Annotated in this window: 21 protein-coding genes and 1 pseudogene; 7 read left to right on the plus strand and 15 right to left on the minus strand. The window is 59.7% G+C overall.

Translation table 11 applies throughout. From position 1 onward, the window contains the following. Positions 1-29: 29 nt before the first annotated feature. The 8 genes from AB4O35_RS27025 to ppsA form a co-directional block, all read right to left on the minus strand. Complete coding sequence (locus AB4O35_RS27025) at positions 30-1,010, minus strand: OmpA family protein (protein WP_065873888.1); 981 nt, start codon at positions 1,008-1,010, stop codon at positions 30-32. A 107-nt stretch (positions 1,011-1,117) separates the two neighbouring features. Beyond that, positions 1,118-1,708, minus strand: coding sequence for an RNA polymerase sigma factor SigX (gene sigX / locus AB4O35_RS27030; protein WP_010208495.1), 591 nt, complete (start codon positions 1,706-1,708; stop codon positions 1,118-1,120). A gap of 87 nt (positions 1,709-1,795) precedes the next feature. Then, positions 1,796-2,620, minus strand: coding sequence for a mechanosensitive ion channel family protein (locus AB4O35_RS27035; protein WP_065946242.1), 825 nt, complete (start codon positions 2,618-2,620; stop codon positions 1,796-1,798). Positions 2,621-2,622: 2 nt separating this feature from the next. After that, a complete protein-coding gene (locus AB4O35_RS27040; protein WP_025854229.1) occupies positions 2,623-2,868 on the minus strand; it encodes a hypothetical protein in 246 nt (81 codons plus the stop codon). 86 nt (positions 2,869-2,954) lie between these two features. Then, positions 2,955-3,950, minus strand: coding sequence for a zinc transporter ZntB (locus AB4O35_RS27045; RefSeq protein WP_065881271.1), 996 nt, complete (start codon positions 3,948-3,950; stop codon positions 2,955-2,957). A gap of 13 nt (positions 3,951-3,963) precedes the next feature. Next, the gene (gene rraA / locus AB4O35_RS27050) at positions 3,964-4,452 is read right to left on the minus strand and encodes a ribonuclease E activity regulator RraA (RefSeq protein WP_460149388.1); all 489 of its coding nucleotides are present in this window, start codon (positions 4,450-4,452) and stop codon (positions 3,964-3,966) included. A gap of 188 nt (positions 4,453-4,640) precedes the next feature. Continuing rightward, positions 4,641-5,630 (minus strand): alpha/beta fold hydrolase, encoded by a 990-nt coding sequence (locus AB4O35_RS27055; protein ID WP_065873891.1) that lies wholly within the window; start codon positions 5,628-5,630, stop codon positions 4,641-4,643. 106 nt (positions 5,631-5,736) lie between these two features. Continuing rightward, positions 5,737-8,112 (minus strand): phosphoenolpyruvate synthase, encoded by a 2,376-nt coding sequence (gene ppsA / locus AB4O35_RS27060; protein ID WP_065873892.1) that lies wholly within the window; start codon positions 8,110-8,112, stop codon positions 5,737-5,739. Between the two features lie 178 nt (positions 8,113-8,290). Between ppsA and ppsR the strand changes: the two genes are divergently transcribed. Beyond that, a complete protein-coding gene (gene ppsR / locus AB4O35_RS27065; RefSeq protein WP_027603681.1) occupies positions 8,291-9,109 on the plus strand; it encodes a posphoenolpyruvate synthetase regulatory kinase/phosphorylase PpsR in 819 nt (272 codons plus the stop codon). Between the two features lie 126 nt (positions 9,110-9,235). Here ppsR and AB4O35_RS27070 read toward each other — a convergent pair whose 3' ends face one another. Further along, positions 9,236-10,660, minus strand: a complete 1,425-nt coding sequence (locus AB4O35_RS27070) for an aminotransferase-like domain-containing protein (protein ID WP_065909226.1) — start codon at positions 10,658-10,660, stop codon at positions 9,236-9,238. Between the two features lie 160 nt (positions 10,661-10,820). Here AB4O35_RS27070 and AB4O35_RS27075 point away from each other — a divergent pair. From AB4O35_RS27075 to AB4O35_RS27095, 5 genes and pseudogenes are all read left to right on the plus strand, one after another. Then, positions 10,821-11,708 (plus strand): annotated as a pseudogene (locus AB4O35_RS27075) (DMT family transporter); the annotation flags it as partial. A 45-nt stretch (positions 11,709-11,753) separates the two neighbouring features. Beyond that, positions 11,754-13,616: a molybdopterin-synthase adenylyltransferase MoeB gene (gene moeB, locus AB4O35_RS27080; protein WP_065946243.1), complete on the plus strand. Its 1,863-nt coding sequence runs from the start codon at positions 11,754-11,756 to the stop codon at positions 13,614-13,616. A gap of 15 nt (positions 13,617-13,631) precedes the next feature. Next, positions 13,632-14,546: a PLP-dependent cysteine synthase family protein gene (locus AB4O35_RS27085; protein WP_065873896.1), complete on the plus strand. Its 915-nt coding sequence runs from the start codon at positions 13,632-13,634 to the stop codon at positions 14,544-14,546. 37 nt (positions 14,547-14,583) lie between these two features. Continuing rightward, positions 14,584-15,576, plus strand: a complete 993-nt coding sequence (locus tag AB4O35_RS27090; protein ID WP_065873897.1) for a serine O-acetyltransferase — start codon at positions 14,584-14,586, stop codon at positions 15,574-15,576. Between the two features lie 2 nt (positions 15,577-15,578). After that, complete coding sequence (locus AB4O35_RS27095; protein ID WP_065873898.1) at positions 15,579-16,307, plus strand: alanyl-tRNA editing protein; 729 nt, start codon at positions 15,579-15,581, stop codon at positions 16,305-16,307. A 56-nt stretch (positions 16,308-16,363) separates the two neighbouring features. Here the strand turns inward: AB4O35_RS27095 and prpD are convergent, their stop codons facing one another. From prpD to AB4O35_RS27125, 6 genes are all read right to left on the minus strand, one after another. After that, positions 16,364-17,848: a 2-methylcitrate dehydratase gene (prpD, locus tag AB4O35_RS27100; protein ID WP_065946244.1), complete on the minus strand. Its 1,485-nt coding sequence runs from the start codon at positions 17,846-17,848 to the stop codon at positions 16,364-16,366. 211 nt (positions 17,849-18,059) lie between these two features. Beyond that, positions 18,060-19,250, minus strand: a complete 1,191-nt coding sequence (prpF, locus tag AB4O35_RS27105; RefSeq protein ID WP_065873900.1) for a 2-methylaconitate cis-trans isomerase PrpF — start codon at positions 19,248-19,250, stop codon at positions 18,060-18,062. A 9-nt stretch (positions 19,251-19,259) separates the two neighbouring features. Then, the gene (gene acnD / locus AB4O35_RS27110; protein WP_065946245.1) at positions 19,260-21,854 is read right to left on the minus strand and encodes a Fe/S-dependent 2-methylisocitrate dehydratase AcnD; all 2,595 of its coding nucleotides are present in this window, start codon (positions 21,852-21,854) and stop codon (positions 19,260-19,262) included. 207 nt (positions 21,855-22,061) lie between these two features. After that, positions 22,062-23,189, minus strand: a complete 1,128-nt coding sequence (prpC, locus tag AB4O35_RS27115) for a bifunctional 2-methylcitrate synthase/citrate synthase (protein ID WP_460149390.1) — start codon at positions 23,187-23,189, stop codon at positions 22,062-22,064. A gap of 40 nt (positions 23,190-23,229) precedes the next feature. Continuing rightward, positions 23,230-24,123 (minus strand): methylisocitrate lyase, encoded by an 894-nt coding sequence (prpB, locus tag AB4O35_RS27120; protein ID WP_065873903.1) that lies wholly within the window; start codon positions 24,121-24,123, stop codon positions 23,230-23,232. Further along, positions 24,120-24,830, minus strand: coding sequence for a GntR family transcriptional regulator (locus tag AB4O35_RS27125; RefSeq protein ID WP_065873904.1), 711 nt, complete (start codon positions 24,828-24,830; stop codon positions 24,120-24,122). Before AB4O35_RS27125 ends, prpB begins: the two co-directional genes overlap by 4 nt. Positions 24,831-25,102: 272 nt before the next feature. On the opposite strand from AB4O35_RS27125, the gene rloA reads away from it, so the two are divergent. Further along, positions 25,103-25,636 carry a retropepsin-like aspartic peptidase RloA gene (gene rloA / locus AB4O35_RS27130; protein WP_065873905.1) on the plus strand — a complete coding sequence of 178 codons (534 nt, stop codon included), beginning with the start codon at positions 25,103-25,105 and terminating at the stop codon, positions 25,634-25,636. The last annotated feature ends 3 nt before the right edge of the window (positions 25,637-25,639 follow it).

Here is a 25,639-nt window from a genome sequence, read left to right on the forward strand (position 1 = left end):
AAGCCGGGCTTTTTTCTACAACTCAGTAATTACTGAGCGGTAGCTTCAACCGACGCTTCTACGCGACGGTTAACAGCGCGACCAGCTTCAGTTGCGTTGTCAGCAACTGGGCGGGATTCGCCGTAACCTACTGCAGTTACACGGCTTGGAGCAACGCCGTCTTTAACCAGGACTTGCTTAACAGCGTCAGCACGACGCTGGGACAGCTTCTGGTTGTAAGCGTCTGGACCTACGGAGTCAGTGTGACCAGCAACTTCTACGTTGGTAGCTGGGTACTGAGCCATGAAGTCGGCCAGGTTTTTAACGTCGCCGTAGCTGTTAGGCTTAACAACAGCCTTGTCGAAGTCGAACTTAACGTCCAGCTCAACACGAACAACCTGAGCAACTGGAGCTTCTGGCTCTGGAGTTGGCTCTGGAGCTGGTGCTGGGGTAGGAGCTGGAGCTGCTGCGCCAGCGTTACCGCCGAAGTTCACGCCCAGGCCGACCAGTGCGGAGTAGTCCCACTTGCCGTTGTCCAGACCGTAGTCAGCTTCAACACCGGCACGAGCGTACAGGTTGTTGGTGAAGTAGTACTTCACGCCAGTACCAACGGTAGCGAAAGTGGTCTGGTCGCGACCGCTGTGGCCGTCAGCTTGAACGTTGGTACGGCTCTGGTGGCCGAAACCGCCTTCTACGTACGGACGCAGGCTGTCTACGCCAGCTTGACCGAAGTGATACTGGGCAACCAGGCTGCCGGTATCGCCTTTGATCTTCTGGTTACCAGTACCGTCGTTCGAACGGGTGTGGTTGGTCTTGTCGTAGGACAGGTTCAAGGACAGGTCGTCGGTCAGGAAGTAACCGATGCGAGCGCCAGGATTGAAGCCGTCTTCGATGTGCTTGACGCTATCGTTGTACTGCTTCTTGTAGAACAGCTCGCCTTCAACTGCGCCTTGGCCTTGTGCCAGAACGCCGAAAGAAGTAGCGGCAATAAGAGAACCAATGGCCAAGCCCAAGGTGTTTTTCAGTTTCATCCGTTAAATCCCCATCTGGTGATTGTAAAGCAGTCCCACAAACCGGGGGACAACTCGGCGACAAGTCTAACAGAACTTGCCTACACGTAAGAGATATTTGCCACGCACTAAGTTTCAGTCTCGCCCGCAAATTTCTCACGTAATTTATCAAGAGCACGTTTGTAACGCATTTTTGTAGCACTCAAACCCATGTGCATGATGTCAGCGATTTCCTGAAATTCCAGCTCTGCGACAAATCGTAGCACCAGAATTTCGCGGTCAATCGGGTTCACATACACCAACCAGCGATCAAGTCCGCCCTTCTCCTCGGGTGCCGGCGCCTTTTCTTCAGACGCCTCCTCAAGGGGGTCAAGACTCAAGGCGTCCATCAAGCGACGCTTTCGCCGTTCCTTCCGATACTGCGTGATGCACTCGTTGTACGTGATGCTGTACAGCCACGTCTTGAACTTCGATTTGCCCTCGAAGTTCTTCAGGCCGTAAAGCACCTTGAGCATCACTTCCTGACAGACATCATCCGCATCTCTATCGTTCCCTAAATACCTTGAACAAACGTTGAACAGAGTGCGTTGATATCTGCGCATCAATTCTTCATACGCACGAGTTACGTGAAACAGCTCCGTGTGCGAGCGCGCGACCAACTCCTCATCAGAGAGCTCACGGGGGTCATAGCGCGTGGACAGCGTTTGGGCTTTATTCAAAACAAGTCGTGCCGACAGTCAGGTCAATGTCCGCCACAGCCCGGTCAGCCGGGTTCGCGGCGGCGTACATTAGCAGGGTTTTCCGGATTAGCGGCTACTGACCTGCTGCTCGAGGAGAATCCGGTTGGACAACGACACCAGGTCGCCGTCATCGGTGAGCACGGTCGTCTTGACTGTGCCGATCTCTTCGATTTGCCCTTCGACCTCGCCCACACGCACCTGTTGCCCTACCTGATACAGCTCACGCACATAGATTCCCGCAAGAATCTGACCGGCAATTTCCCGGCTTCCCAAGCCCATGGCCAGCGCAACGGCCAGACCAACGGTAATCAAAACGATCACAATCACGTGGTTGAGCAGGTCAGTCTTGACCTCCAACTGGCTGATCGCGACCGAAATACTGATGATGATCACCAGTCCCTGAGCAATTCGCCCAAGACCGGCGGCATAGTCCAGCCCCACTCCTTCAGCGGCGCCGCGCACCAGCCCATTGGCCAATTGCGCCAGCAAAACGCCTACCAGCAGTACCAGCGCGCCGCCGAAAACTTTCGGCAAATACAGCGCCAGCATGTCGAGCGTAGCTGAAACTCGCTCAAGTCCAAGGGATTGAGCCGCAGAAACCAGAAAAATCAGCAAAACAAACCAATAAACGATCTTGCCGATCAATGTGGAGATCGGCACCTGCAGCCCTGCGCGGCCCAGCTGCTTAGTCAGGCCAGTGCCTGCCATCAAGCGGTCGAGGCCCAATTTTGCAAGCAGCTTGGACAGCAGGGTGTCGAGCAACTTGGCCACGACAAAGCCCAGCAGTACCAGTACCAGTGCACCAAACAGGTTGGGAATGAAATTCGCCACCTTGGTCCACAATGCAGTCATCGCAGTGACCAGGCTCTGGGTCCAGAGATCAAGTTCCATATTCAATCAGCCTTATCAGCAGTGCGAGCAAGAGGTTTACGACGGGAAACCGGCGATACGTGGGCCGAACCGTTGTTCAGGGCCATCATCAACGCCGGTACCCAGCGGCCGAGCAGACCGAACAGGTCACCCGCACCCACCTGACGGTTGGCGGTTTTCAACACGCGACCCAGGCAAGCATCGTCGTCACGGTTGGACGGCGAGGCATTGAGCATGTCACGCAAAGACTGTTCGAACGGATCGTGCATATAGACCTCTCGCAAGTGATTTAAAAGACGAGGGTAAAATTCTTGGGGTCACATAGGCCCCTTCCTACGTTCAGCTCATATTCAGCTCAAACCCAGCGCAATCGTCGAAAAAGCCACCACTGGCCGAGCGCAACCGAGGCCATCAACAGGCACGCAATCATGAATCCATAGGGGCTGGCGGAGAACGGAATCCCCCCCACATTTATACCCAGCAGACCGGTGAGAAAACTCATCGGCAGGAAGATCCCGGTAATGATCCCGAAGCGGTACATGGTGCGGTTCATACGCACGCTCAAGCGCCGATCTTCGGCCTCAAGCACAAGCCCCACGCGCTCTCGGGTCAATTCGAGCTCTTCCAGATAACGGGTCAGGCTGTTGTTCAATTCGTTCCAGTAGTCGGCATCGTCGTCACAGAACCACGCTAATTTGATGCGTGTGAGCTGGGCAAAAATATCCCGCTGCGGCGCGAGGAATCGCTTCAGCCCGGCCGCTCTCCGGCGGATCTGCAAAATGCTGCCATGTTCCGGGGTATACCGTTCGTCGGTATCGAGTTTTTCTTCCTCGGCGTCGACGACTTCCGACAGGTCGGCGACCAAATCCTGCACTTTATGGGTCAGGTACTGCGCCATATAAAGGATGAGTTCCGAAGCGGTTCTAGGCCCCTTACCGTCCGCCAATTGCACCAGCAGCTCATCAGTGGCGCGCAACGGGCGCAATCGCAGGGAAATCACACGGCTGGCCGCTGCGAAAATACGCACCGAAACCATATCCTCCGGTTCTGCGCCCGGGTTGAGGTTGACCCCACGCAGGAACAACAGCAATTCCGAGTCCGGCAGCGGCAACAGACGCGGCCGGGTGTTTTCCTCCAGCAACAGGTCACAGGCGAACTCACTCAACCCACTGGATTTACGCAACCAGGTCTGGGTTTGCGGGTGGCTGCGATCCCAATGCAGCCAGAGGCTTTCCTGGGGCTGCAGTTGCAAATCATCGAGCTCAGTCCGGGCAATCGAACGCGCACCGCCTTTACCGTCCAGCACCAGGGCATGCACCAGCCCCCATTGCGCGTTTTCTTCCTCGAACATCCTCACTCCTGTCTTATTCAGGCATTTTCAGCGGGCTGGGTGAAACGATCACGCCGTTGTTATCGGCGTATACGTATTCACCCGGGCGAAACGTCACGCCTGCAAACGTGACCACTACGTTCAGGTCACCGATACCGCGCTTGTCAGTCTTCATCGGATGGCTGGCCAGCGCCTGAACACCCAGGTCGGTCTGGGCGATCACATCGACGTCACGAATGCAGCCGTAGATCACCAGGCCTTCCCAGCCGTTTTTCGCGGCTTTCTCGGCAATCATGTCGCCCAGCAGCGCGCGGCGCAGCGACCCCCCGTCGACCACCAGCACCTTGCCAGCGCCAGGCTGGTCGGCTTGTTCCTTGACCAGGGAGTTATCTTCGAAGCATTTGATGGTGACAATCTCGCCGCCAAACGAATCTCGGCCGCCGAAATTGCTGAACATCGGCTCCAGCACTTGCACCAGGTCCGGGTAGGCGTCGCACAGGTCGGGAGTCACGTAATGGTTCATTGAAAAATTCCTTTCTGTCAAAGAGGTGTCTTTCGAAAGAAGCGCCAGGCCAAGCAGGTGCGAAACATCCCATCCGCTTCGCCGCAACGCAATAGCCACTGCGCGACTGAATATGACCAGAAGCGTTTAACGCGTCATATCTTAGCCGCAACCACACACGAGTGAAACGCCCTTGGCAGAGCGCTCCTTCAAACCTCGGCCAATACCTCGGCTTGCGCGCCAGTCAAGGGTGTGAGCGGATCTTTCAGCCACTGCGCCACCAAAGGCCACACTTCGACCTGCGCGGCTTTGCTGACGAGCATTTCCACATGCCCGAAATCCCCGCTGAACCCTTGTTGGCGGCCCAGGCACAAGTATTGGCGGTGCTCGGAGCCGACTTGCTCGAACAACGTGCGGCAGGCCCAGTCGGGGTCTTGATGATCCCCGGCAGCACTGACAGCCAGCAGCGGTACATCGACGCTTGCCAAGCCTTTCCACCAGTCGTGTTTACCTTCGCCAAACCGCCCGAACAGGCCATTCCAGCGCATCGCCTCGATCAACACGCCCGCAGGCTCGTCCTCCGGGCCGCGCTTGAAGCGCGAACCAGACAGCTCGCCGAAGCGTTTCAAGAGCAAGCGGCCCGTCCATTCCACCGGGGGCAGTTTCAACGGCCAGTGGGTGCGACTGACCTGACAGCCAAACAGTGCCACTGAAGCCACTGCCGGCGCGCCAAGGTGCTGCCCACCCAAGGCCGCCGCCAGGCTCGTCCCCCCCAGGGAGTGGCCGATCCAGTGTGGAATCTGCCCGCTTTGCTCACGCACAAACGCGCCAATGGCCGGTAAGTCATAGCGTGCATAGTCCGCGACGCGGTTGCGCGCGTAGTGATGATTGCGCTTGGACAGGCCGTGACCGCGCATTTCCGGGATCCACACATCAAAGCCCTGGCGTGCCAGATAAGCGCCCAGGCCAATCCCCTTGGGCGAGTACCAGAAGCGCCGATTGGAAAAACTGCCATGCAACAAAATAACCGGAATGCCCCGGCTTTCCGGGACATCGGCCAAGCCCAAACGGGTAACCGCCAACTCGACGGTGCCGTCGGGGCTGTTGCCGGGCTTGAGGCGGTACACATCTTCACTCAGGTCGCCACGACGTTCAGCGCTGATCAGGGCGACGGGAAACAGGTTGCTGCTGCTTTGCATAATGCTCTTGCACAAAAAAGGGCGGCGTCCGGAAGGAGTTCCGCCCTGCACAGATAAGAATGCCAGTCACCCTCAGCGGGTGACCGGCACTTTTGACGTGACGACCTTAGGCCGGCGCTTGGCCTTCCGCCAGGAAGAACCAGGTTTCCAGCACGGAATCGGGGTTCAGCGAGACACTTTCGATGCCCTGTTCCATCAGCCATTTGGCCAGATCCGGGTGATCGGAAGGACCTTGGCCGCAGATACCGATGTACTTGCCGGCCTTGTTACAGGCCTGGATGGCGTTGGCCAGCAACTTCTTGACGGCAGGGTTACGCTCGTCGAACAGGTGAGCGATGATCCCGGAGTCGCGATCCAGGCCCAGGGTCAGTTGGGTCAGGTCGTTGGAGCCGATGGAGAAACCGTCGAAGAATTCCAGGAATTCTTCAGCCAGGATGGCGTTGGACGGCAGTTCGCACATCATGATGACGCGCAGGCCGTTCTCGCCACGGGACAGGCCGTTTTCCGCCAGCAGGTCAACCACCTGGCTCGCTTCGCCCAAGGTGCGCACGAACGGCACCATGATCTCGACGTTGGTCAGGCCCATCTCGTTGCGCACGCGCTTGAGGGCGCGGCACTCGAGTTCGAAGCAGTCACGGAACGCTTCGCTGATGTAACGCGAGGCGCCACGGAAGCCCAACATCGGGTTTTCTTCTTCCGGCTCGTAGAGTTTGCCGCCGATCAGGTTGGCGTATTCGTTGGACTTGAAGTCCGACAGGCGCACGATGACCTTTTTCGGGTAGAACGCCGCCGCCAGGGTGCTGATGCCTTCCACCAGCTTCTCGACGTAGAAGCCCACCGGATCGTTATAGCCAGCGATGCGCTTGTCGACGCTTTCTTTGATATCCAGCGGCAGGCCGTCGTAGTTCAACAGGGCCTTGGGGTGCACGCCGATCATGCGGTTGATGATGAATTCCAGGCGGGCCAGGCCCACGCCGGCGTTCGGCAACTGCGCGAAGTCAAAGGCACGGTCCGGGTTGCCGACGTTCATCATGATCTTGAACGGCAGGTCAGGCATGGCGTCGATGGAGTTCTGCTTGATATCGAAGCCCAGTTCGCCTTCAAAGATAAAGCCGGTGTCACCTTCGGCGCAGGAAACCGTCACGCCCTGACCGTCCTTGAGCAGTTGGGTGGCGTTACCGCAACCCACTACCGCAGGAATCCCCAGCTCACGAGCGATGATCGCCGCGTGGCAGGTACGCCCACCCCGGTTGGTGACGATGGCGCTGGCGCGTTTCATCACCGGTTCCCAGTCCGGGTCGGTCATGTCGGAAACCAGTACGTCACCTGGCTGGACTTTGTCCATTTCGGACACGTCCTTGATGATCCGCACCTTGCCGGCGCCGATGCGCTGGCCGATGGCACGGCCTTCCACCAGTACGGTGCCGGTTTCTTTCAGCAGGTAGCGTTCCATGACATTGGCCGAAGTGCGGCTCTTCACGGTTTCCGGACGGGCCTGCACGATGTACAGCTTGCCGTCATCACCGTCTTTGGCCCATTCGATGTCCATCGGGCACTTGTAGTGCTTTTCGATGATCATCGCTTGCTTAGCCAATTCGCTGACTTCAGCGTCGGTCAGGCAGAAACGCGCGCGCTCGGCCTTGTCGACATCAACGGTCTTAACCGAGCGACCGGCCTTGGCCTCGTCGCCGTAGATCATCTTGATGGCCTTGCTGCCCAGGTTGCGGCGCAAGATGGCCGGACGGCCGGCTTCAAGGGTGTGCTTGTGTACGTAGAATTCGTCTGGGTTGACCGCGCCTTGTACAACGGTTTCGCCCAGGCCGTAGGCACCGGTGATGAACACCACGTCACGGAAGCCCGATTCGGTATCCAGGGTGAACATCACACCGGCGGTGCCGGTTTCCGAGCGCACCATGCGCTGTACACCGGCGGACAAGGCCACCAGCTTGTGGTCGAAACCTTGGTGCACACGGTAGGAAATCGCGCGATCGTTAAACAGCGAGGCGAAGACTTCCTTGGCTGCGCGGATCACGTTTTCCACGCCGCGGATGTTCAGGAAGGTCTCTTGCTGGCCGGCGAAAGAGGCGTCTGGCAGGTCTTCGGCGGTGGCCGACGAGCGCACGGCGACGGCCATGTCCGGGTTGCCAGCCGACAGGGTAGCGAAGGCGACGCGGATTTCTTCGTTGAGCTTCTCGGGGAACTCGGCTTCCATAATCCACTTACGGATCTGGGCGCCAGTCTTGGCCAGGGCGTTGACGTCATCGACGTCCAGAGCGTCCAGCGCGGCGTGGATCTGAGCGTTAAGGCCGCTCAGTTCGAGGAAATCGCGGTAAGCCTGGGCCGTGGTGGCGAAACCACCGGGCACCGACACACCTGCGCCTGCAAGATTACTGATCATCTCGCCGAGGGATGCGTTCTTGCCCCCCACGTGCTCTACATCATGGACGCCGAGCTTATCGAGGGAAACTACGTACTCTACCAAGGTGATCTCTCCACTAACTGTGTTGGAAAAGCTCAGGACGCCGGCAGCTCAGTAGGAGCATTCGCCAGCGCTTGTGGCCTGGACCTGGAAAATAAGTGAGAATGCGGCCCACTGCGGGACGGCAAAATCGCGCCTATCATATCCAAGATTCGCCATCAGCTTAAGGCCCAGGGCTCAAATGAAACGATCTGCTTTCTTTATCTCCGACGGCACCGGCATCACAGCCGAAACATTGGGTCAAAGCCTGCTCGCGCAGTTCGAAAACAATACCTTCGCCAAATTCACGCGGCCCTATATCGACAGCGTGGATAAAGCGCGGGCCATGGTACAACAAATCAATCTGGCGGCTGAAAAAGACGGCTTTCGGCCGATCATTTTTGACACCATCGTCAATCAAGACATCCGTGAGATCCTCGCAACCTCCAATGGTTTCATGATCGACATCTTCTCGACGTTCCTGGCGCCGCTGGAGCAGGAGTTGAGTGAACACTCCTCCTATTCAGTAGGAAAGTCCCATTCCATTGGTCATAACTCCAACTATATGGAGCGGATCGAGGCCGTCAACTTCGCCCTCGACAACGATGACGGCGCCCGCACTCACTATTACGACAAAGCCGACCTGATCCTGGTGGGCGTGTCGCGTTGCGGCAAGACCCCGACCTGTCTGTACATGGCTATGCAATTCGGCATTCGTGCGGCCAACTACCCGCTGACCGAAGATGACATGGAGCACTTGACGCTGCCGGCCGCCCTGCGCGCGCATTCGCACAAGCTGTTTGGCCTGACTATTGACCCGGACCGCCTCACTGCGATCCGCAATGAGCGCAAGCCCAATAGCCGCTATTCCAGTTATGCCCAGTGCGAGTTCGAGGTGCGCGAGGTAGAAAATCTGTTCCGTCGCGAGAATATTGCGCATATCAATTCCACGCATTTTTCGGTGGAAGAGATTTCGGCGAAGATTTTGGTGGAGAAAGGGGTGGAGCGCCGATTCAAATAATCGATTGACCGGACTGACGCTATCGCAGGCAAGCCAGCTCCCACATTTGACTGCATTCCAAAGTTGGAACTCGGTCAAATGTGGGAGCTGGCTTGCCTGCGAAGAACGATAACTCGGTAAGCCTGCCTACAAATGAAACCGCCCGCCCCCCTGCCCCAGCGCCGTGGCCAACGCATCAAACCCCGCCCGCAACAATTGATCATCCCCCGACGTATTACAGATACTCGCCCGAATAAACTGCGGCACTGCCGTCTGCCCCACGGCAAACGCCTCGGCCGTAGCAATCAAGTAGTTGTTCTGCCTGAGCTCCGCCTCGATTTCCGACGCACGCCACGGCTCCGGCACTTCAATCCAGAAATGCGGGCTGTTGAGGTGGGTGCGGTATTCCAGGCCCGCCAGAAGATCACGTACCAGCGCCTTACGCCGGCTGATCTCATTGATCTGCTGGCGCAACAGGTATTCCGCCGTGCCGTTTTCAATCCACTGGGTGGCCAGCTCAAGGGTGACGGGCGTGGCCATCCAGCAGGTAGAACGCAGCGCCGCCGAAATACGGCTGACCAACGCCGGCGGCGCATGCACATAGCCCACACGCAGCCCGGCCGACACCGCCTTGCTCAGGCTACTGATCAAAATCGCACGCTCGGGGGCGAAATGGCTGAGGGGCGGCGGTCGGTCTTCGACCAGCACCCCGTGGGCCTCATCCTCAAGAATCAGCAGGTTGTGTTCCCGACACACCCTGACCAAGGCTTCGCGACGCGCCACCGAGAGCACCGCGGTGGTCGGGTTCTGGATCGTCGGCGTGCAATACAGCGCTGAGACCCGGTGATTACGACAGACTTCATCCAGCGCGCTCGGCAGCACACCTTCTTCGTCCATTTCCAGGCCGATCAACCGGATACCCAGCATGCGCGCGGCGGTGATCAAGCCGGGGTAAGTCAGTTGTTCGGTGACCACCGTATCGCCGGCCCGCAACAGCGCCATCATCGAGCACAGCAAGCCATGCTGGCCGCCGTTGACGCAGATGACTTGCTCGGGGATCGGATGAAAATCACGCTGCACCAGCCACTGCGCACCGGCTTCACGGTAGCGCGGCAGGCCGGCGTCCGGGGTGTAGGCACTGATGTCCTGGAGGAACTTGGCGTTGGTCGACAGGGTTTGGAAGCTCTGGGCCAGAAACAGCGTTTCCTGCCCCGGGATGTGCATGTTGCGGCTCATGTCGAAAAACTGGCGCGGCTCTTCGCTGAAGTTGCGAAAACCTTCATCGCGCTGGCGCTCCATTCCACGCTTGCGCACGAACGTGCCGTCACCGACCCGCGCGACAACTAACCCCAGGCGTTCCAGCTCGCCGTAAGCGCGGCTGATCGTGCCGATGGTGACGCCAAGATTGTCGGAAAGCACCCGATGGGGCGGCAGTTTTCGTCCGGGTTCAATCAAGCCTTCAAGGATGCCCCGTTCCATGACATCGGACAGGCGCTTGTACTTCACGCCCTGCCCGTTGGACAACCCATCACGCATAATTGACACCATGTCAATATTTGTTTTGACAGCCATCTTTCGCCCTAATAGTGTGCTTTTACGGGTTCAATCGCCGAATTTTACAACTCATTACAAGCTCAATATAGAGTTCAATTCCGGCTCAGGGAAGCAATAAACGATGCCAATGTCCGCCGTTCTCGAAAACACTGCCAAGACAAAAACCCAAAAACAGTGGTTGGCTGGCTTGGTCACCAGCGTGATGTTCCTGATCGTGTGCCTGAGCTGGGGCACAACCTGGCTGGGGATCAAGATTGCCGTGGAGAGCGTTCCTCCACTGACCTCCGCCGGTTTGCGCTTCCTCATCGCCTTCCCGCTGTTCCTGTGTTTTGCCATGGTGCGTCGCGAGCCGATCCTGTTTCCCCGTGAGAGCCGCTGGTTCTTCGTGTTCGTGACCTTGTCCTACTTCAGCGTGCCCTACTACCTGCTCAACTACGGCGAGATGCATGTCTCATCTGGCCTCACAGCGCTGTTATTCAGCTGCATGCCGGTATTCATCCTGATTTTCTCCGCGCTGTTCCTGCGCGAACGTATCTACTTTTCCCAGGTGGTCGGCATCGGTATCGGCTTCGGCAGCCTCTACATGATCATCAAGAGCCAGGGCCTGCACCTGGACCACGCGGAGTTCTTTGGCGTCCTGGCGATCCTGACCGCCGCGATCATGCATGCCTTGTGCTACGTGATTACCAAGCAAAAAGGCAGCGCCATCAGCGTTATTACCTACAACACTTTGCCCATCGGCATTGCCGGGATGATGCTGTTCGTCGCCGGCTTGTGGTTTGAAACGCCGACATTCGAAGACATCACCCTGCGCTCCTGGAGTGCCCTGTTCTACCTGGGGCTGGTGGCTTCAGTGGGTGGGTTCATCGTGTACTTCATGCTGCTCAAGCGCTTGAGCCCGATCATCCTGTCGTTCGTGTTCATCATCTTTCCGGTGTTCGCGGTGATCATCGGTGCCTGGTACGAAGGCTTGGCGATTTCCCGCGACCTGATGCTGTATTCGGCCATTCTGCTGGCCGGCTTTGCGATTACCAAATTGCCCATCGAGAAACTCATGGCCAAGAAAAAATTGACCCTCCTTTCCCATCAACATGAGCAACGCGAGAGAAACATGGACGTCCTCCGCCCAAAAGCCCTGGAACAGATTTACGCCCACGCCAGCCGCAGCTACCCCGAGGAGTGCTGTGGCTTTGTCTTCGCCGACGGCAGCGTGTACCTGGGCAGCAATATCCAGAATGAGCTGCACCGCAAGAACCCTGAGATGTACCCGCGCAGCGCGGCCAATGGCTACACGTTTTCGGTGGCCGACACCCTGCTGATGAACAAGGCGTTTCGCAGCGACAACCCGGTGGTGGTGATCTACCACTCCCATCCGGATGTGGGTGCCTATTTCAGCGACGAAGACCAGGACAAGGCACTGTTCATGGGCGAGCCGATCTACCCCGTCAGCTACCTGGTGGTAGACGTTCGCCAGGGCCAGGCCCTGGGCTCCAAGCTGTTTGCCTGGGACGGCAAGCATTTCGCCCTTAAACCTTTCAACGACCTGCACACGGAGTTGTCCATGAACGCTGTCTCTTTCCCTGACATTCTGGTTCGCGTGGCCAAGCTGCCGGAATCGACCCTCGAGGGCACCGGATCGACATTGCGCGAAGTCATTGAAAACCTCTGCAGCAGCCACCCGCAATTGCGTCCGCACCTGTTTCACGAGAAGAACAACCAGCTCAAGGAACACTTCCTGTTTACCGCTGAGGAGGCGCTGGTTGATCCCGATGAACGGCTGCCGGAAAAAGCCAGAATCGAAGTACTGCTCGCCACGTCGGGCGGCATCGACGTCGACACTTTGAGCAACGAGGAAGTACAGCGCTATGTGCGCCACATCACCCTGCCGGGTGTCGGTCGCGAAGGTCAGTTGAACCTCAAGAAAGCCAAGGTGCTGATCATCGGCACCGGTGGCCTGGGTTCGCCGATCAGCCTGTACCTGGCAGCCGCCGGCATCGGCACCCTGGGGCTGGTGGACTTCGATGTGGTGGAAAGCAGCAACCTGCAACGCCAGATCGTCCACGGCAACAGCACGTTGGGCATGCCAAAGGTCGAATCGGCCAAGCAGCGCCTGCAAGACCTCAACAGTCATATCCAGATCAATGCCCACGACACCGCCCTGAATGCCGACAACGCCCTGGAACTGGTGGGCGCCTACGACCTGGTGATCGACGGCACCGACAATTTCGACACCCGCTATTTGGTCAACGACGCCTGCGTGCAACTCGGCAAGCCCTTGGTGTACGGCGCCATCTACCGCTTCGACGGGCAGATCAGCGTGCTCAACTACAAAGGCGGCCCATGCTACCGCTGCCTGTTCCCCAGCGCGCCGCCTGCCGAACTGGCACCCAATTGCAGCGCCGGTGGCGTGATCGGCGTACTGCCCGGCGTGGTCGGGATGATCCAGGCGACCGAGGCCATCAAGCTACTGATCGGCATTGGCGAGCCTTTGTCCGGCCGCTTGATGCGTTTCGATGCGCTGGCGATGAAGTTCAGCGAGATCCGCTTCAAGCGCCGCGCCGATTGCCCGTGCTGCTCGGAACTGCGCCACAGCCAGCCCCACACACCAGCGGTCTGCGCCGACGCCGTACCGAACAAGCCTTCACTGGCCGAAGAACGCTACATCAAGCCCCGCGTGCTCAAGCAACTGCTCGACCACCCACGCAGCGCCGACGTACTGCTGGACGTGCGTGACGCCAGCGAACTGGAAGTGTGCAAATTGCCGGGCGTGGTGCACATCCCCCTCGCCGAACTGGATGGGCACTTGGACAGCCTCAGTCGGGACAACACCCACTACCTGATCTGCTACGCCGGGACCCGGGCCGAACAAGCCGCCAGTACCTTGCTGGCAGCCGGCTTCGCTAACACCAAAGTCCTGCAAGGCGGCATGAAACACTGGGTTCGCGACGTCGAACCCGACATGCCTTTGTACTGAGCCGGGAGCTGACTGATGTTGCATAACTCCATTCTCGACGTGATCGGCCATACGCCGATCGTGCGCCTGGCGCAGTTTTCCGAAGACCTGGGCATCGAAGTGTATGCCAAGCTGGAATCCCTCAACCCGGGCGGCAGCCACAAGGCGCGCATCGCGCTGGGCATGATCCTCGACGCCGAACGCCGGGGTGTGCTGATCCGCGACTCCGGGCAAACCATCATCGAGCCCAGCGGCGGCAATACCGGCATTGGCCTGGTCATGGCCGGCAATGTGCTGGGCTACAAAGTCGTGCTGGTGATCCCCGACAACTACAGCCCCGAAAAACAGAAGTTGCTGCGTTTGTACGGGGCCAAGGTGGTGCTGTCGGACAGTCGCTTGGGGAACAATTCCCACGGCGAAAAGTGCATGGAACTGCAGCTGGAAAACCCCAGCTACGTGATGCTCAACCAGCAGCGCAACGGCGCCAACCCGCAAACCCATCGCGACACCACCGCACCGGAAATCCTCCGTGCGTTTGGTGATCTTCGTGTGGACTATTTTGTCAGCGGCATCGGCACCGGCGGGCACATCACCGGCATCGGCGAAACGCTGAAAGCCGCCTGGCCAGCCCTTCGCGTGATGGGCGTGGAACCGGAAGAATGCGACCTGCTGAAAGACCAGCATGCGCCGCACCACATCCAGGGCCTGTCGATCGGCCTGATCCCGAGCATCCTCAACCTGAAGGTGATCGACGGCATGCTCAAGGTCTCGCGCCAGGCGTGCATCGACATGATGAAACGCATCATGCGCACCGACGCCATCAGCCTGGGCCTGTCTTCCGCCGCCAACATGGTGGCCATCGCCAAGCTCGCCCCCGAACTGCCGCCCGAAACGGTGGTGTTGACCATGGTCTACGACAATGCCGACAGCTACCTGCCGAGTTTCGAATAATCGGTTTTCCAATCATTCAGAATGCGGGGGTGCCTCCATGGGCGGCTTTATCGACATGCAACAGTTGCACGATGAGTTGATCACTCACCTCATCAAGACCCTCACACCCTTGCAAATGAAACAGTTGGAACCGCATCTGGCACCGTTGATCCAGAATGCTGCCCAGGCAGTGGCCGAGGACCTGATCGCCTACGCCTACCGCGATCCTGCATCGCGTGGGCGCGGCGAGCTGATCCTGGAGTCCTACGCCTCGTTCAAGGCGGTGCTGTATTACCGCCTGGCGCACCTGGTGTGGAATTTTCCCGACCAGACCAACGGGATGTTTTCCCGCATCGCGCTCAAGCTCAGCAACCAGGGCAAAGTGCTCTCCGGCGCCGAGATCCACCCGGCAGCGCGGATCGGCCGACGCTTCGTGCTGGACCACGGCTACGGCACGGTGATCGGCGAAACCTGCGAGATCGGCAACGACTGCTACATCCTCTGCGGCGTCACCCTGGGCGCCCGTGGCATCGCCAACAACCCCGACGGCAAGCGTCACCCGCGCCTGGGCAATAACGTCGAAGTCGGCTCCGGCGCCCGCGTGCTGGGTTATGTGCTGATCGGCGACAACGTATTTATCAGCCCGTCCTGCGTGATCACACAGGACGTTCCCGCCGGCACCAAAGTGAAGGTGGTGAACCAGATCCAACTGCAAAAGAACGATGAGTCGGACCACAGCAACTACCTCGGCGCCTTCGCCCTGGATGAGCGGTTACATGTGGTTGGCGAGATCAATGTCAGCCACAAGGTGACGGTGCTGGACGCCGACTTTCACCCCTTGCAGGGCCTGATGCTGGAGCCCACGGTAAAAGAGCGTCACCACCTGCAGTTCCGGTTGCACCGGGTGGAGTCGGGCAACCAATTGCCGCGCTTGCCACTGAACCTGAAGGTCTGCGGCCCCGAATTTGAAATCACCCTGCTCTCACCTCCTGGCTTGAGTGCAATGGTGCGTTCCCTGCTGCAAGCCAGCCCACTGATCGTGCGAGGTTGAACATGTCTGTGCACACCATGGAAACCCTGGCGCTGTTCGACAGCGCGCCCTACCAGAATGCTTTCAGCGCCCGGGTGATTGCCGTCAGCGAACACGGCATTGCCCTGGAGCACACGCTGTTCTATCCCACGGGTGGCGGGCAGCCAGGCGACACCGGCCACCTCACACTGGCGGACGGTACGCGGGTCGAAGTGACGGGCACGGTGCGCGACCCGGTGCTGCGCTCGATCATCTGGCATCAGGTGGAACACTGCCCCGAGCAACTGGTTGCCGGGGTGCAGGTGGACGCCGGACTCGATTGGGATCGCCGTTACCAGCACATGAAAATGCACACCTGCCTGCACCTGTTGTGCTCGATCATCGACGCACCGGTAACGGGATGCAGCATCAGCGCGGATAAGGGCCGCCTGGATTTCGACCTGCCGGAAATGACCCTCGATAAAGACACCATCACCCGCGACCTGAATGCGCTGATTGAACAGGCTCACGCGGTCAAAACCCTGTCGATGCCGGCTTCCGAATACTCGACTCTGCTACAGATCACCCGCACACAAGCCGTGGCCCCGCCGGTGATTCAGGGCTCGGTCCGAGTGATTGAAATTGCCGGTATTGATATCCAGCCGTGTGGGGGCACCCATGTGATCAACACCGAAGAAATCGGCCGGGTGTTTTGCGAGAAGATCGAGAAGAAGAGCAAGCACAACCGCCGGGTGATCCTGCGGTTTGAGTGAACACGATTCAATGTGGGAGCGTCGAACCGCAGTTCCCACATTGACCCTGTTACGGCTTAGATCACGAACAGGTCCACAAACCGATTGACGGGAGTGGCCTCAAGCCGCGCCTGGTCCTTGCATAACGCAAAAATCTCAGCACTGCGCTGGCCGGTAAACCGCGTCGCCAGGTTGGCCTTGAACTTGTCTTCCAGCAACGGAATGCCATCCGCCCGGCGCCGACGATGACCAATCGGGTATTCAACCGCCACCTGCTCAGTGCTGCTGCCATCCGTGAAGAACACCTGAACGGCGTTGGCGATGGAACGCTTGTCGGCTTCCAGGTATTCACGGCTGTAGCGTGGGTCTTCGACGATGACCATTTTTTCCCGCAACTGATCGATGATGGGATGCGCGGCGTGGAATTCATCTTCGTACTGCTCGGCCACCAGATTGCCGAAGGCCAGCGGTACCGCAGTCATGTATTGCAGGCAATGGTCACGGTCCGCTGCATTCGCCAGTGGGCCGACCTTGGAGATAATGCGAATCGCCGACTCGTGGGTGGTAATGACGATACGCTCGATTTCATGCAGGCGATCTTTCACCCATGGATGCAAGGTCACCGCCGCTTCACAGGCCGTTTGCGCGTGGAACTCTGCAGGGAAGCTAATCTTGAACAGCACGTTCTCCATCACATAAGTGCCGTAGGGCTGGGACAGGCTGAACGCGCGTTTGTCCTCCGGCTTGAGCATCTGGTCCTTGTTGGTGTGGCTGAACAGCACGTCGTAGAACCCCCACTGCGGCGCGCTCAATACGCCGGGAATACCCATCTCGCCACGCAACGCGATATCTGCCAGCCGCACGCCCCGACTCGACGCATCCCCTGCCGCCCAGGATTTGCGCGACCCGGCGTTCGGTGCATGCCGATAAGTGCGCAACGCCTGCCCATCGACAAACGCATGGGACAACGCCGCCAGCAACTGCTCCCGGTTGGCGCCCATCAGCTTGGCGGTGACGGCCGTGGAGGCGACTTTCACCAACAGCACATGGTCTAGGCCGACGCGGTTGAACGAGTTTTCCAGGGCAATCACGCCCTGGATTTCGTGGGCCATGATCATCGCTTCCAGCACTGTGCGAACGGTCAGCGGTGCGTCGCCATGGGCCACGCGCTTTTGCGACAGGTGATCGGCGACGGCGAGGATGCCGCCGAGGTTATCCGATGGGTGACCCCATTCGGCGGCGAGCCAGGTGTCGTTGTAGTCGAGCCAACGCACGATGCAACCGATGTCCCACGCCGCCTTGACCGGGTCCAGCCGGAACGACGTCCCCGGCACCCGCGCGCCAAACGGCACCACCGTGCCCTCGACGATCGGCCCCAGGTGCTTGGTGCACTCGGGGAAACGCAGGGCCAGCAGGCCGCAACCGAGGGTATCCATCAAGCAATGACGGGCGGTGTCCAATGCGTCCTGCGAGTCGATCCGGCAGTTGAGGACGTAGTCGGCGATGTCCTGCAGGACCTGGTCGTAGTCGGGGCGGTTGTTCTGGTCGACGTTGGCGCTCATGGCAGTACTCCAAAAAATGGGTGGGGGGTAGTCCTCGGGTCACGGTTGATCGGGTTACGGCAGGTCTGGCGCCTGCCTATATGCGAAATGCACCACTAAACCATGTGGGAGCGGGCTTGCTCGCGAATGCGGTTTATCAGTCAGCTAATGTATTGACTGAATCACCGCTTTCGCGAGCAAGCCCGCTCCCACACTGGGTCGGTGCAGGCAGTTAGAAAGAATCGCCGGGCACGCGGACGAAACCTTCCATCAAGACGCGTGCGCTGCGGCTCATGATGGCTTTCTTAACAATCCATTCGCCATTCACTTGAGTGGCTTCGGCCCCAACACGCAAGGTGCCGGACGGATGCCCAAACCGCACGGCGTTACGCTCGATACCACCGGCTGCGAGGTTGACCAAGGTCCCGGAAATGGCCGCTGCAGTGCCAATCGCCACTGCCGCCGTGCCCATCATCGCGTGGTGCAGCTTGCCCATGGACAGCGCGCGCACCAGCAAGTCCACATCGTCGGCCTTGATCGCCTTTCCGCTGGAAGCCACGTAATCCGAAGGCTTGGCCACAAACGCCACCTTCGGCGTGTGCTGGCGCTGCGCGGCTTCGTCCAGGTGTTTGATCAGGCCCATGCGCAACGCGCCGTAGCCCCGCACGGTTTCGAACATGGCCAACGCTTTCGGATCGCTGTTGATTGCGCCTTGCAGCTCGGTACCGGTGTAGCCGAGGTCTTCAGCGTTGATGAAAATCGTCGGGATGCCGGCATTGATCAGCGTCGCCTTGAAGGTGCCGACACCGGGGACTTCCAGGTCATCTACCAGGTTGCCAGTGGGGAACATCGAGCCACCACCGCCCTCTTCTTCCGCCGCGGGGTCCATGAACTCCAACTGCACTTCGGCTGCCGGGAAGGTCACGCCGTCCAGTTCGAAATCGCCGGTTTCCTGCACCGCGCCGTCCGTGATCGGTACATGGGCGATGATGGTCTTGCCGATATTCGCCTGCCACACGCGCACCACGGCCACGCCGTTACGGGGCACGCGGGCGGGGTCAACCAAGCCGGCGCTGATGGCGAAGGCGCCGACCGCCGCCGACAGGTTGCCACAGTTGCCGCTCCAATCGACGAAGGGTTTGTCGATGGAGACCTGGCCGAACAGGTAGTCCACGTCATGCTCGGCGCGGGTGCTTTTGGCCAGGATTACGGTTTTGCTGGTGCTCGACGTGGCACCGCCCATACCGTCGATCTGCTTGTCATACGGGTCGGGGCTGCCGATCACCCGCAGCAACAGGGCATCCCGTGCGGCGCCCGGTACTTGCGCCGCTTCGGGCAGGTCCTGGAGGCTGAAAAATACACCCTTGCTGGTGCCGCCACGCATGTAGGTGGCGGGGATCTTGATTTGCGCTACGTGTGCCATGGTTCCCCCTCAGGCAGTCGCCGCCGATTCCAGGAAGTCCTGGGCAAAACGCTGCAACACGCCGCCCGCCTCGTAGATCGACACTTCTTCGGCGGTGTCCAGGCGGCAGGTCACCGGCACTTCGACACGTTCGCCATTCTTGCGGTTGATCACCAATGTCAGCGTGGCACGCGGGGTGCGCGCACCAACAACGTCATAGGTCTCGCTGCCATCGATCTTCAGCGTATGGCGATCCGTGCCCGGCAGGAACTCCAGCGGCAACACGCCCATGCCCACCAGGTTAGTGCGGTGGATACGCTCGAAGCCTTCGGCGGCAATCGCTTCCACACCGGCCAGTCGCACGCCTTTGGCCGCCCAGTCGCGGGACGAGCCCTGGCCGTAGTCGGCGCCGGCGATGATGATCAGCGGCTGCTTGCGTTCCATGTAGGTTTCGATGGCTTCCCACATCCGCGTGACCTGGCCTTCCGGCTCGATCCGCGCCAGGGAACCCTGCTTGACCTTGCCGTTTTCAACGACCATTTCGTTGAACAGTTTCGGGTTGGCAAAGGTCGCGCGTTGCGCTGTCAGGTGGTCGCCGCGATGCGTGGCGTAGGAGTTGAAGTCGACTTCCGGCAAGCCCATTTTCGCGAGGTATTCGCCGGCGGCGCTGTCGAGCAGGATCGCGTTGGACGGCGACAGGTGGTCAGTGGTGATGTTGTCCGGCAGCACCGCCAGCGGGCGCATGCCCTTGAGCGGGCGGGCGCCGGCCAGTGCGCCTTCCCAATACGGCGGGCGGCGGATGTAAGTGCTTTGTGGGCGCCAATCGTACAGCGGCGCGACTTTCGGGCCGGTGTCTTCGTGGATCGCGAACATCGGAATGTAGACCTTGCGGAACTGCTCCGGCTTGACCGAGGCCTTGACCACCGCGTCGATCTCTTCGTCGCTCGGCCAGATGTCCTGCAGGCGGATTTCCTTGCCGTTGGCGTCGAGACCGAGCTCGTCTTTTTCGATGTCGAAACGAATAGTGCCGGCAATCGCGTAAGCCACTACCAGCGGCGGCGAGGCCAGGAAAGCTTGCTTGGCGTACGGGTGAATACGCCCGTCGAAGTTGCGGTTGCCCGAGAGCACTGCGGTGGCGTATAGGTCGCGGTCGATGATTTCCTGCTGGATCACCGGGTCGAGTGCGCCGGACATACCGTTGCAGGTGGTGCAGGCGAAGGCCACGACACCAAAACCAAGCTGCTCCAATTCAGTGGTCAAGCCGGCTTCGTCGAGGTACATGGCCACGGTTTTCGAACCAGGAGCCAGGGACGATTTGACCCACGGTTTGCGCACCAGCCCCAGTTTGTTGGCGTTGCGCGCCAAGAGGCCTGCGGCGATGACGTTGCGCGGGTTGCTGGTGTTGGTGCAACTGGTGATAGCGGCGATGATTACCGCGCCGTCGGGCATTTGCCCCGGCACTTCGTCCCACTGGCCAGAGATGCCTTTGGCCGCCAGGTCACGGGTAGCGACGCGCGCGTGCGGGTTGCTCGGGCCGGCCATGTTGCGCACGACGCTGGACAGGTCGAAGGTGAGACCACGCTCGTATTGCGCGCCTTTGAGGTCATCGGCCCATAGGCCAGTGTGGCGGGCGTATTGCTCAACCAAGGTGACTTGTTCGTCTTCGCGACCGGTGAGCTTGAGGTACGCGATGGTCTGCTGATCGATATAGAACATCGCCGCCGTAGCGCCGTATTCCGGGGCCATGTTGGAGATGGTCGCACGGTCGCCCAAGGTGAGATTTGAGGCACCCTCGCCGAAGAACTCCAGCCAGGCGCCGACCACTTTTTGCTTGCGCAGGAACTCGGTCAGCGCCAGCACCATATCGGTGGCGGTGATGCCAGGTTGCAGCTTGCCGGTGAGCTCCACGCCAACACTTTCCGGCAGGCGCATCCACGAGGCGCGGCCAAGCATCACGCTTTCAGCTTCGAGACCACCGACGCCGATGGCGATTACGCCCAACGCGTCTACGTGTGGCGTGTGGCTGTCGGTGCCGACGCACGTGTCGGGGAACGCAACGCCGTCACGCACCTGAATCACCGGGGACATTTTCTCCAGGTTGATCTGGTGCATGATGCCGTTGCCCGGCGGGATCACATCGACGTTCTTGAACGCCTTCTTGGTCCACTCGATAAAGTGGAAACGGTCTTCGTTGCGACGGTCTTCGATGGCGCGGTTTTTCTCGAACGCGTCCGGGTCAGAACCACCGGCTTCGACGGCCAGGGAATGGTCGACGATCAATTGGGTCGGCACCACCGGATTGACCTGCGCCGGGTCACCGCCTTGCAGGGCGATAGCATCGCGCAGGCCAGCGAGGTCGACCAAGGCGGTCTGGCCGAGAATGTCGTGGCACACCACACGCGCCGGGAACCACGGGAAGTCGAGGTCGCGCTTGCGTTCGATCAGTTGGCTCAGGGACGCGTTGAGGGTGGCCGGGTCGCAACGACGCACGAGGTTTTCTGCGAGGACGCGGGAGGTGTAGGGCAAGGTGGCGTAGGCGCCGGGGGTGATTGCCTCGACAGCCGCACGGGCGTCGAAGAAATCCAGGCGGCTGCCGGGGAGTGGTTTGCGAAATTCAGTGTTCATCGTCAGGACTCGGTCACGGTAGTTAGGCGGCACGAACCTGCTGCAGGGGTCTGGATGAACTCGGTCCCTGTGGGAGCCGGGCTTGCCCGCGATGACTGACTGTCATTCAACACATGTGTCGACAGTAATACCGCTATCGCGGGCAAGCCCGGCTCCCACATTGACCCGGTTCCAACCATGAAAACCGGTGCCTCAGGTTCATCCCATTCAGCGACGTTCGATTGGCACGAACTTGCGCTGCTCAACGCCGGTGTATTCGGCGCTTGGACGGATGATGCGGTTGTTGGCGCGCTGCTCGAAGACATGCGCGGCCCAGCCAGTCAGGCGCGAGCACACGAAGATCGGGGTGAACAGCTTGGTCGGGATGCCCATGAAGTGATACGCCGAGGCATGGTAGAAATCGGCGTTGGGAAACAGCTTCTTCTGTTCCCACATGGTTTTGTCGATGGCTTCGGAGACCGGGAACAACACCTTGTCCCCTACCTCGTCAGCGAGTTTTTTCGACCAGCCCTTGATCACTTCATTGCGCGGGTCGTTGTCTTTGTAGATCGCGTGGCCGAAGCCCATGATCTTGTCCTTGCGCGCCAGCATGCCGAGGGTGCCTTCGACGGCTTCTTCAGCCGACGAGAACCGCTCGATCATCTCCATCGCCGCTTCGTTGGCGCCGCCATGCAGAGGACCGCGCAGGGAACCGATGGCGGCGGTGACGCAGGAATAGAGGTCGGACAGGGTCGACGCACACACCCGTGCGGTGAAGGTCGAAGCGTTGAATTCGTGCTCGGCGTAGAGAATCAGCGACACGTTCATGACCTTCTCGTGCAACTCGCTCGGCTTTTCGCCGTGCAACAGGTGCAGGAAGTGGCCGCCGATGGTCGGCTCGTCGGTCACGCAGTCGATACGCTTGCCGTCGTGGCTGAAGCGATACCAGTAGCACATGATCGCCGGGAAGGCCGTCAGCAGACGATCGGTAACGTCGCGCTGCACGCTGAAGTCTTTCTCTGGCTCGATATTGCCGAGGAACGAGCAACCGGTGCGCATCACGTCCATCGGGTGGGCGTCGGCGGGGATGCGTTCCAGTACTTCCTTCAATGCGTGCGGCAGGTCGCGCAGCTTGCTCAGCTTGGCACTGTAGGCGGCCAGTTCGGTCTTTGTCGGCAGCTCGCCATACAGCAGCAGGTAGGCGACTTCTTCAAACTGCGCATCGGCGGCCAGTTCACGCACGTCGTAGCCGCGATAGGTCAGGCCGGCGCCGGCTTGGCCGACGGTGGACAGTGCGGTCTGCCCGGCCACCTGGCCACGCAGGCCGGCGCCACTGAGTACTTTTGCTTCAGCCATGTTCTTTCTCCAATCTTGAATTTATTAGGGAGGCCGTTCGTTACTTCTTGGCTGCGAACAGCGCGTCGAGCTTCTGCTCGAAGGTGTGGTAGTCGATGCGATCGTAAAGCTCCATGCGGGTTTGCATGGTGTCGATCACGTTCTGCTGGGTGCCGTCGCGACGGATCGCGGTGTAGACGTTTTCGGCGGCCTTGTTCATGGCGCGGAAGGCCGAGAGCGGGTACAGCACGATGGAAACATCGGCAGATTTCAACTGTTCGGTGGTGTACAGCGGCGTGGCGCCGAATTCGGTGATGTTGGCCAGGATCGGGACCTTTACCTTTGACGCGAAGAGCTTGTACATCTCCAATTCGGTAATGGCCTCCGGAAACACCATGTCGGCGCCGGCTTCGATGCAGGCGGCGGCGCGTTCCAGGGCGGATTCCAATCCCTCGACGGCCAGGGCATCGGTGCGCGCCATGATCACGAAGCTGTCATCGGTGCGCGCATCCACGGCGGCCTTGATGCGGTCGACCATTTCCTGCTGGGACACGATTTCTTTGTTCGGGCGATGGCCGCAGCGCTTGGCGCCGACCTGGTCTTCGATATGGATGGCAGCCGCGCCAAACTTGATCATCGACTTGACGGTACGCGCCACGTTGAACGCTGAGGAGCCGAAACCGGTGTCCACGTCCACTAGCAGCGGCAGGTCGCACACATCGGTGATGCGGCGTACGTCGGTGAGTACGTCATCCAGGCCGGTGATGCCCAGGTCCGGCACGCCGAGGGAGCCGGCAGCCACCCCGCCACCCGACAGGTAGATCGCCTTGAAACCGGCACGCTTGGCCAGCAGCGCGTGATTGGCGTTGATAGCACCGACCACCTGCAAGGGGTGCTCACTGGCGACGGCGTCACGGAAACGCTGGCCGGGGGTGCTTTTATTGTTAGAACTCATGACTCACCTCTATCAGTAGCACCGCCTGGGAAGTGACGGGCAATGTTGCGTTTGGAAGCGCCGATATGCCGGCGCATCAACAGTTCGGCCAGTTCACCGTCGCGATCGGCAATCGCGTCAAGAATGCGGTGGTGCTCCGCAAAGGCCTGGCGTGGACGATTGGGGGTGGCGGAAAACTGGATGCGGTACATGCGCACCAGTTGGTACAGCTCGCCGCAGAGCATTTGGGTCAGGGTGCGGTTGCCGGCGCCTTGAATGATCCGGTAATGAAAATCGAAGTCGCCTTCCTGCTGGTAATAGCCGAGGCCGGCCTGGAAGGCTTCATCGCGTTCGTGGGTGTGCAGCACCTGGCGCAGCTCTTCGATTTCCGCATCGGTCATGCGCTCGGCGGCCAGGCGACAGGCCATGCCTTCGAGGGATTCGCGGATTTCATAGAGTTCGATCAGCTCGGCATGGCTCAACGACACCACCCGCGCGCCGACGTGGGGCACACGCACCAGCAGGCGCTGGCCTTCCAGGCGGTGGATCGCCTCGCGCAGCGGACCTCGGCTGATGCCGTAGGTGCGTGCCAGTTCCGGCTCGGAGATCTTGCTGCCGGGGGCGATCTCACCCTTGACGATGGCGGCCTGGATACGTCGGAAGACGTTCTCGGACATGGTCTGGGAATCGTCTTGCGCCACCACTGGGGATTCCAGCTGATCCAGCATATTGTCGACACCTTTAAAAGCAATGCCGCAAAAACTAGCCAATCAGACCAAGATAGTCAAAGAATAAATCAACATTGTCGACAATCGTCTAATAACCGCTGCTGAACTCGTGCAGGGCATGGCCGCCTGCCAGCGCTGGCGCCAAAAAAGCATCATGTTAGAATGCTCGCCGTATTTGCCTGACATCACTAGATGAAACGGCGCACGAGGGAGCTTGCGCAGTAATGCCAGTCGCCTTGAATCAAACATCGCACTGCACCGCCTCAGGATTTATGAGACTCAAGCCCTTCCCCCTGTTCTGCCTATTGTTCATGCCAGGCCTTGGCACCGCTGCCGAGAAGACCGTGTATGGCCTCAACGAATACGCCCAATTGGCCGGCATTAACCTGGAAGTCGCCGCCAAACTGGACACCGGTGCCAAGACCGCGTCCCTCAGCGCCCGCGACATCAAGCGCTTCAAGCGCAACGGCGAATCCTGGGTTCGCTTCTACCTGGCCATCGACACCGCCCATTCCCACCCCATCGAACGCCCCCTGGCCCGCGTCAGCAAGATCAAGCGCCGCGCCGGTGACTACGACCCCGATGAGGACAAGAACTACACCGCCCGTCCAGTGATAGCCCTGGATATCTGCATGGGCACCGCTTTACGCAGCATCGAAGTGAACTTGACTGACCGCAGCGCATTCCAATACCCGCTGCTGATTGGCTCCGAAGCGCTGAAACGCTTTGATGCGCTGGTCGACCCCAGTCTTAAATACGCAGCGGGCAAACCCGCTTGCGCCGCCGACGCTCATACCGCCGAGTAAAAC

It is taken from the genome of Pseudomonas sp. H1_A03 (assembly GCF_054685145.1).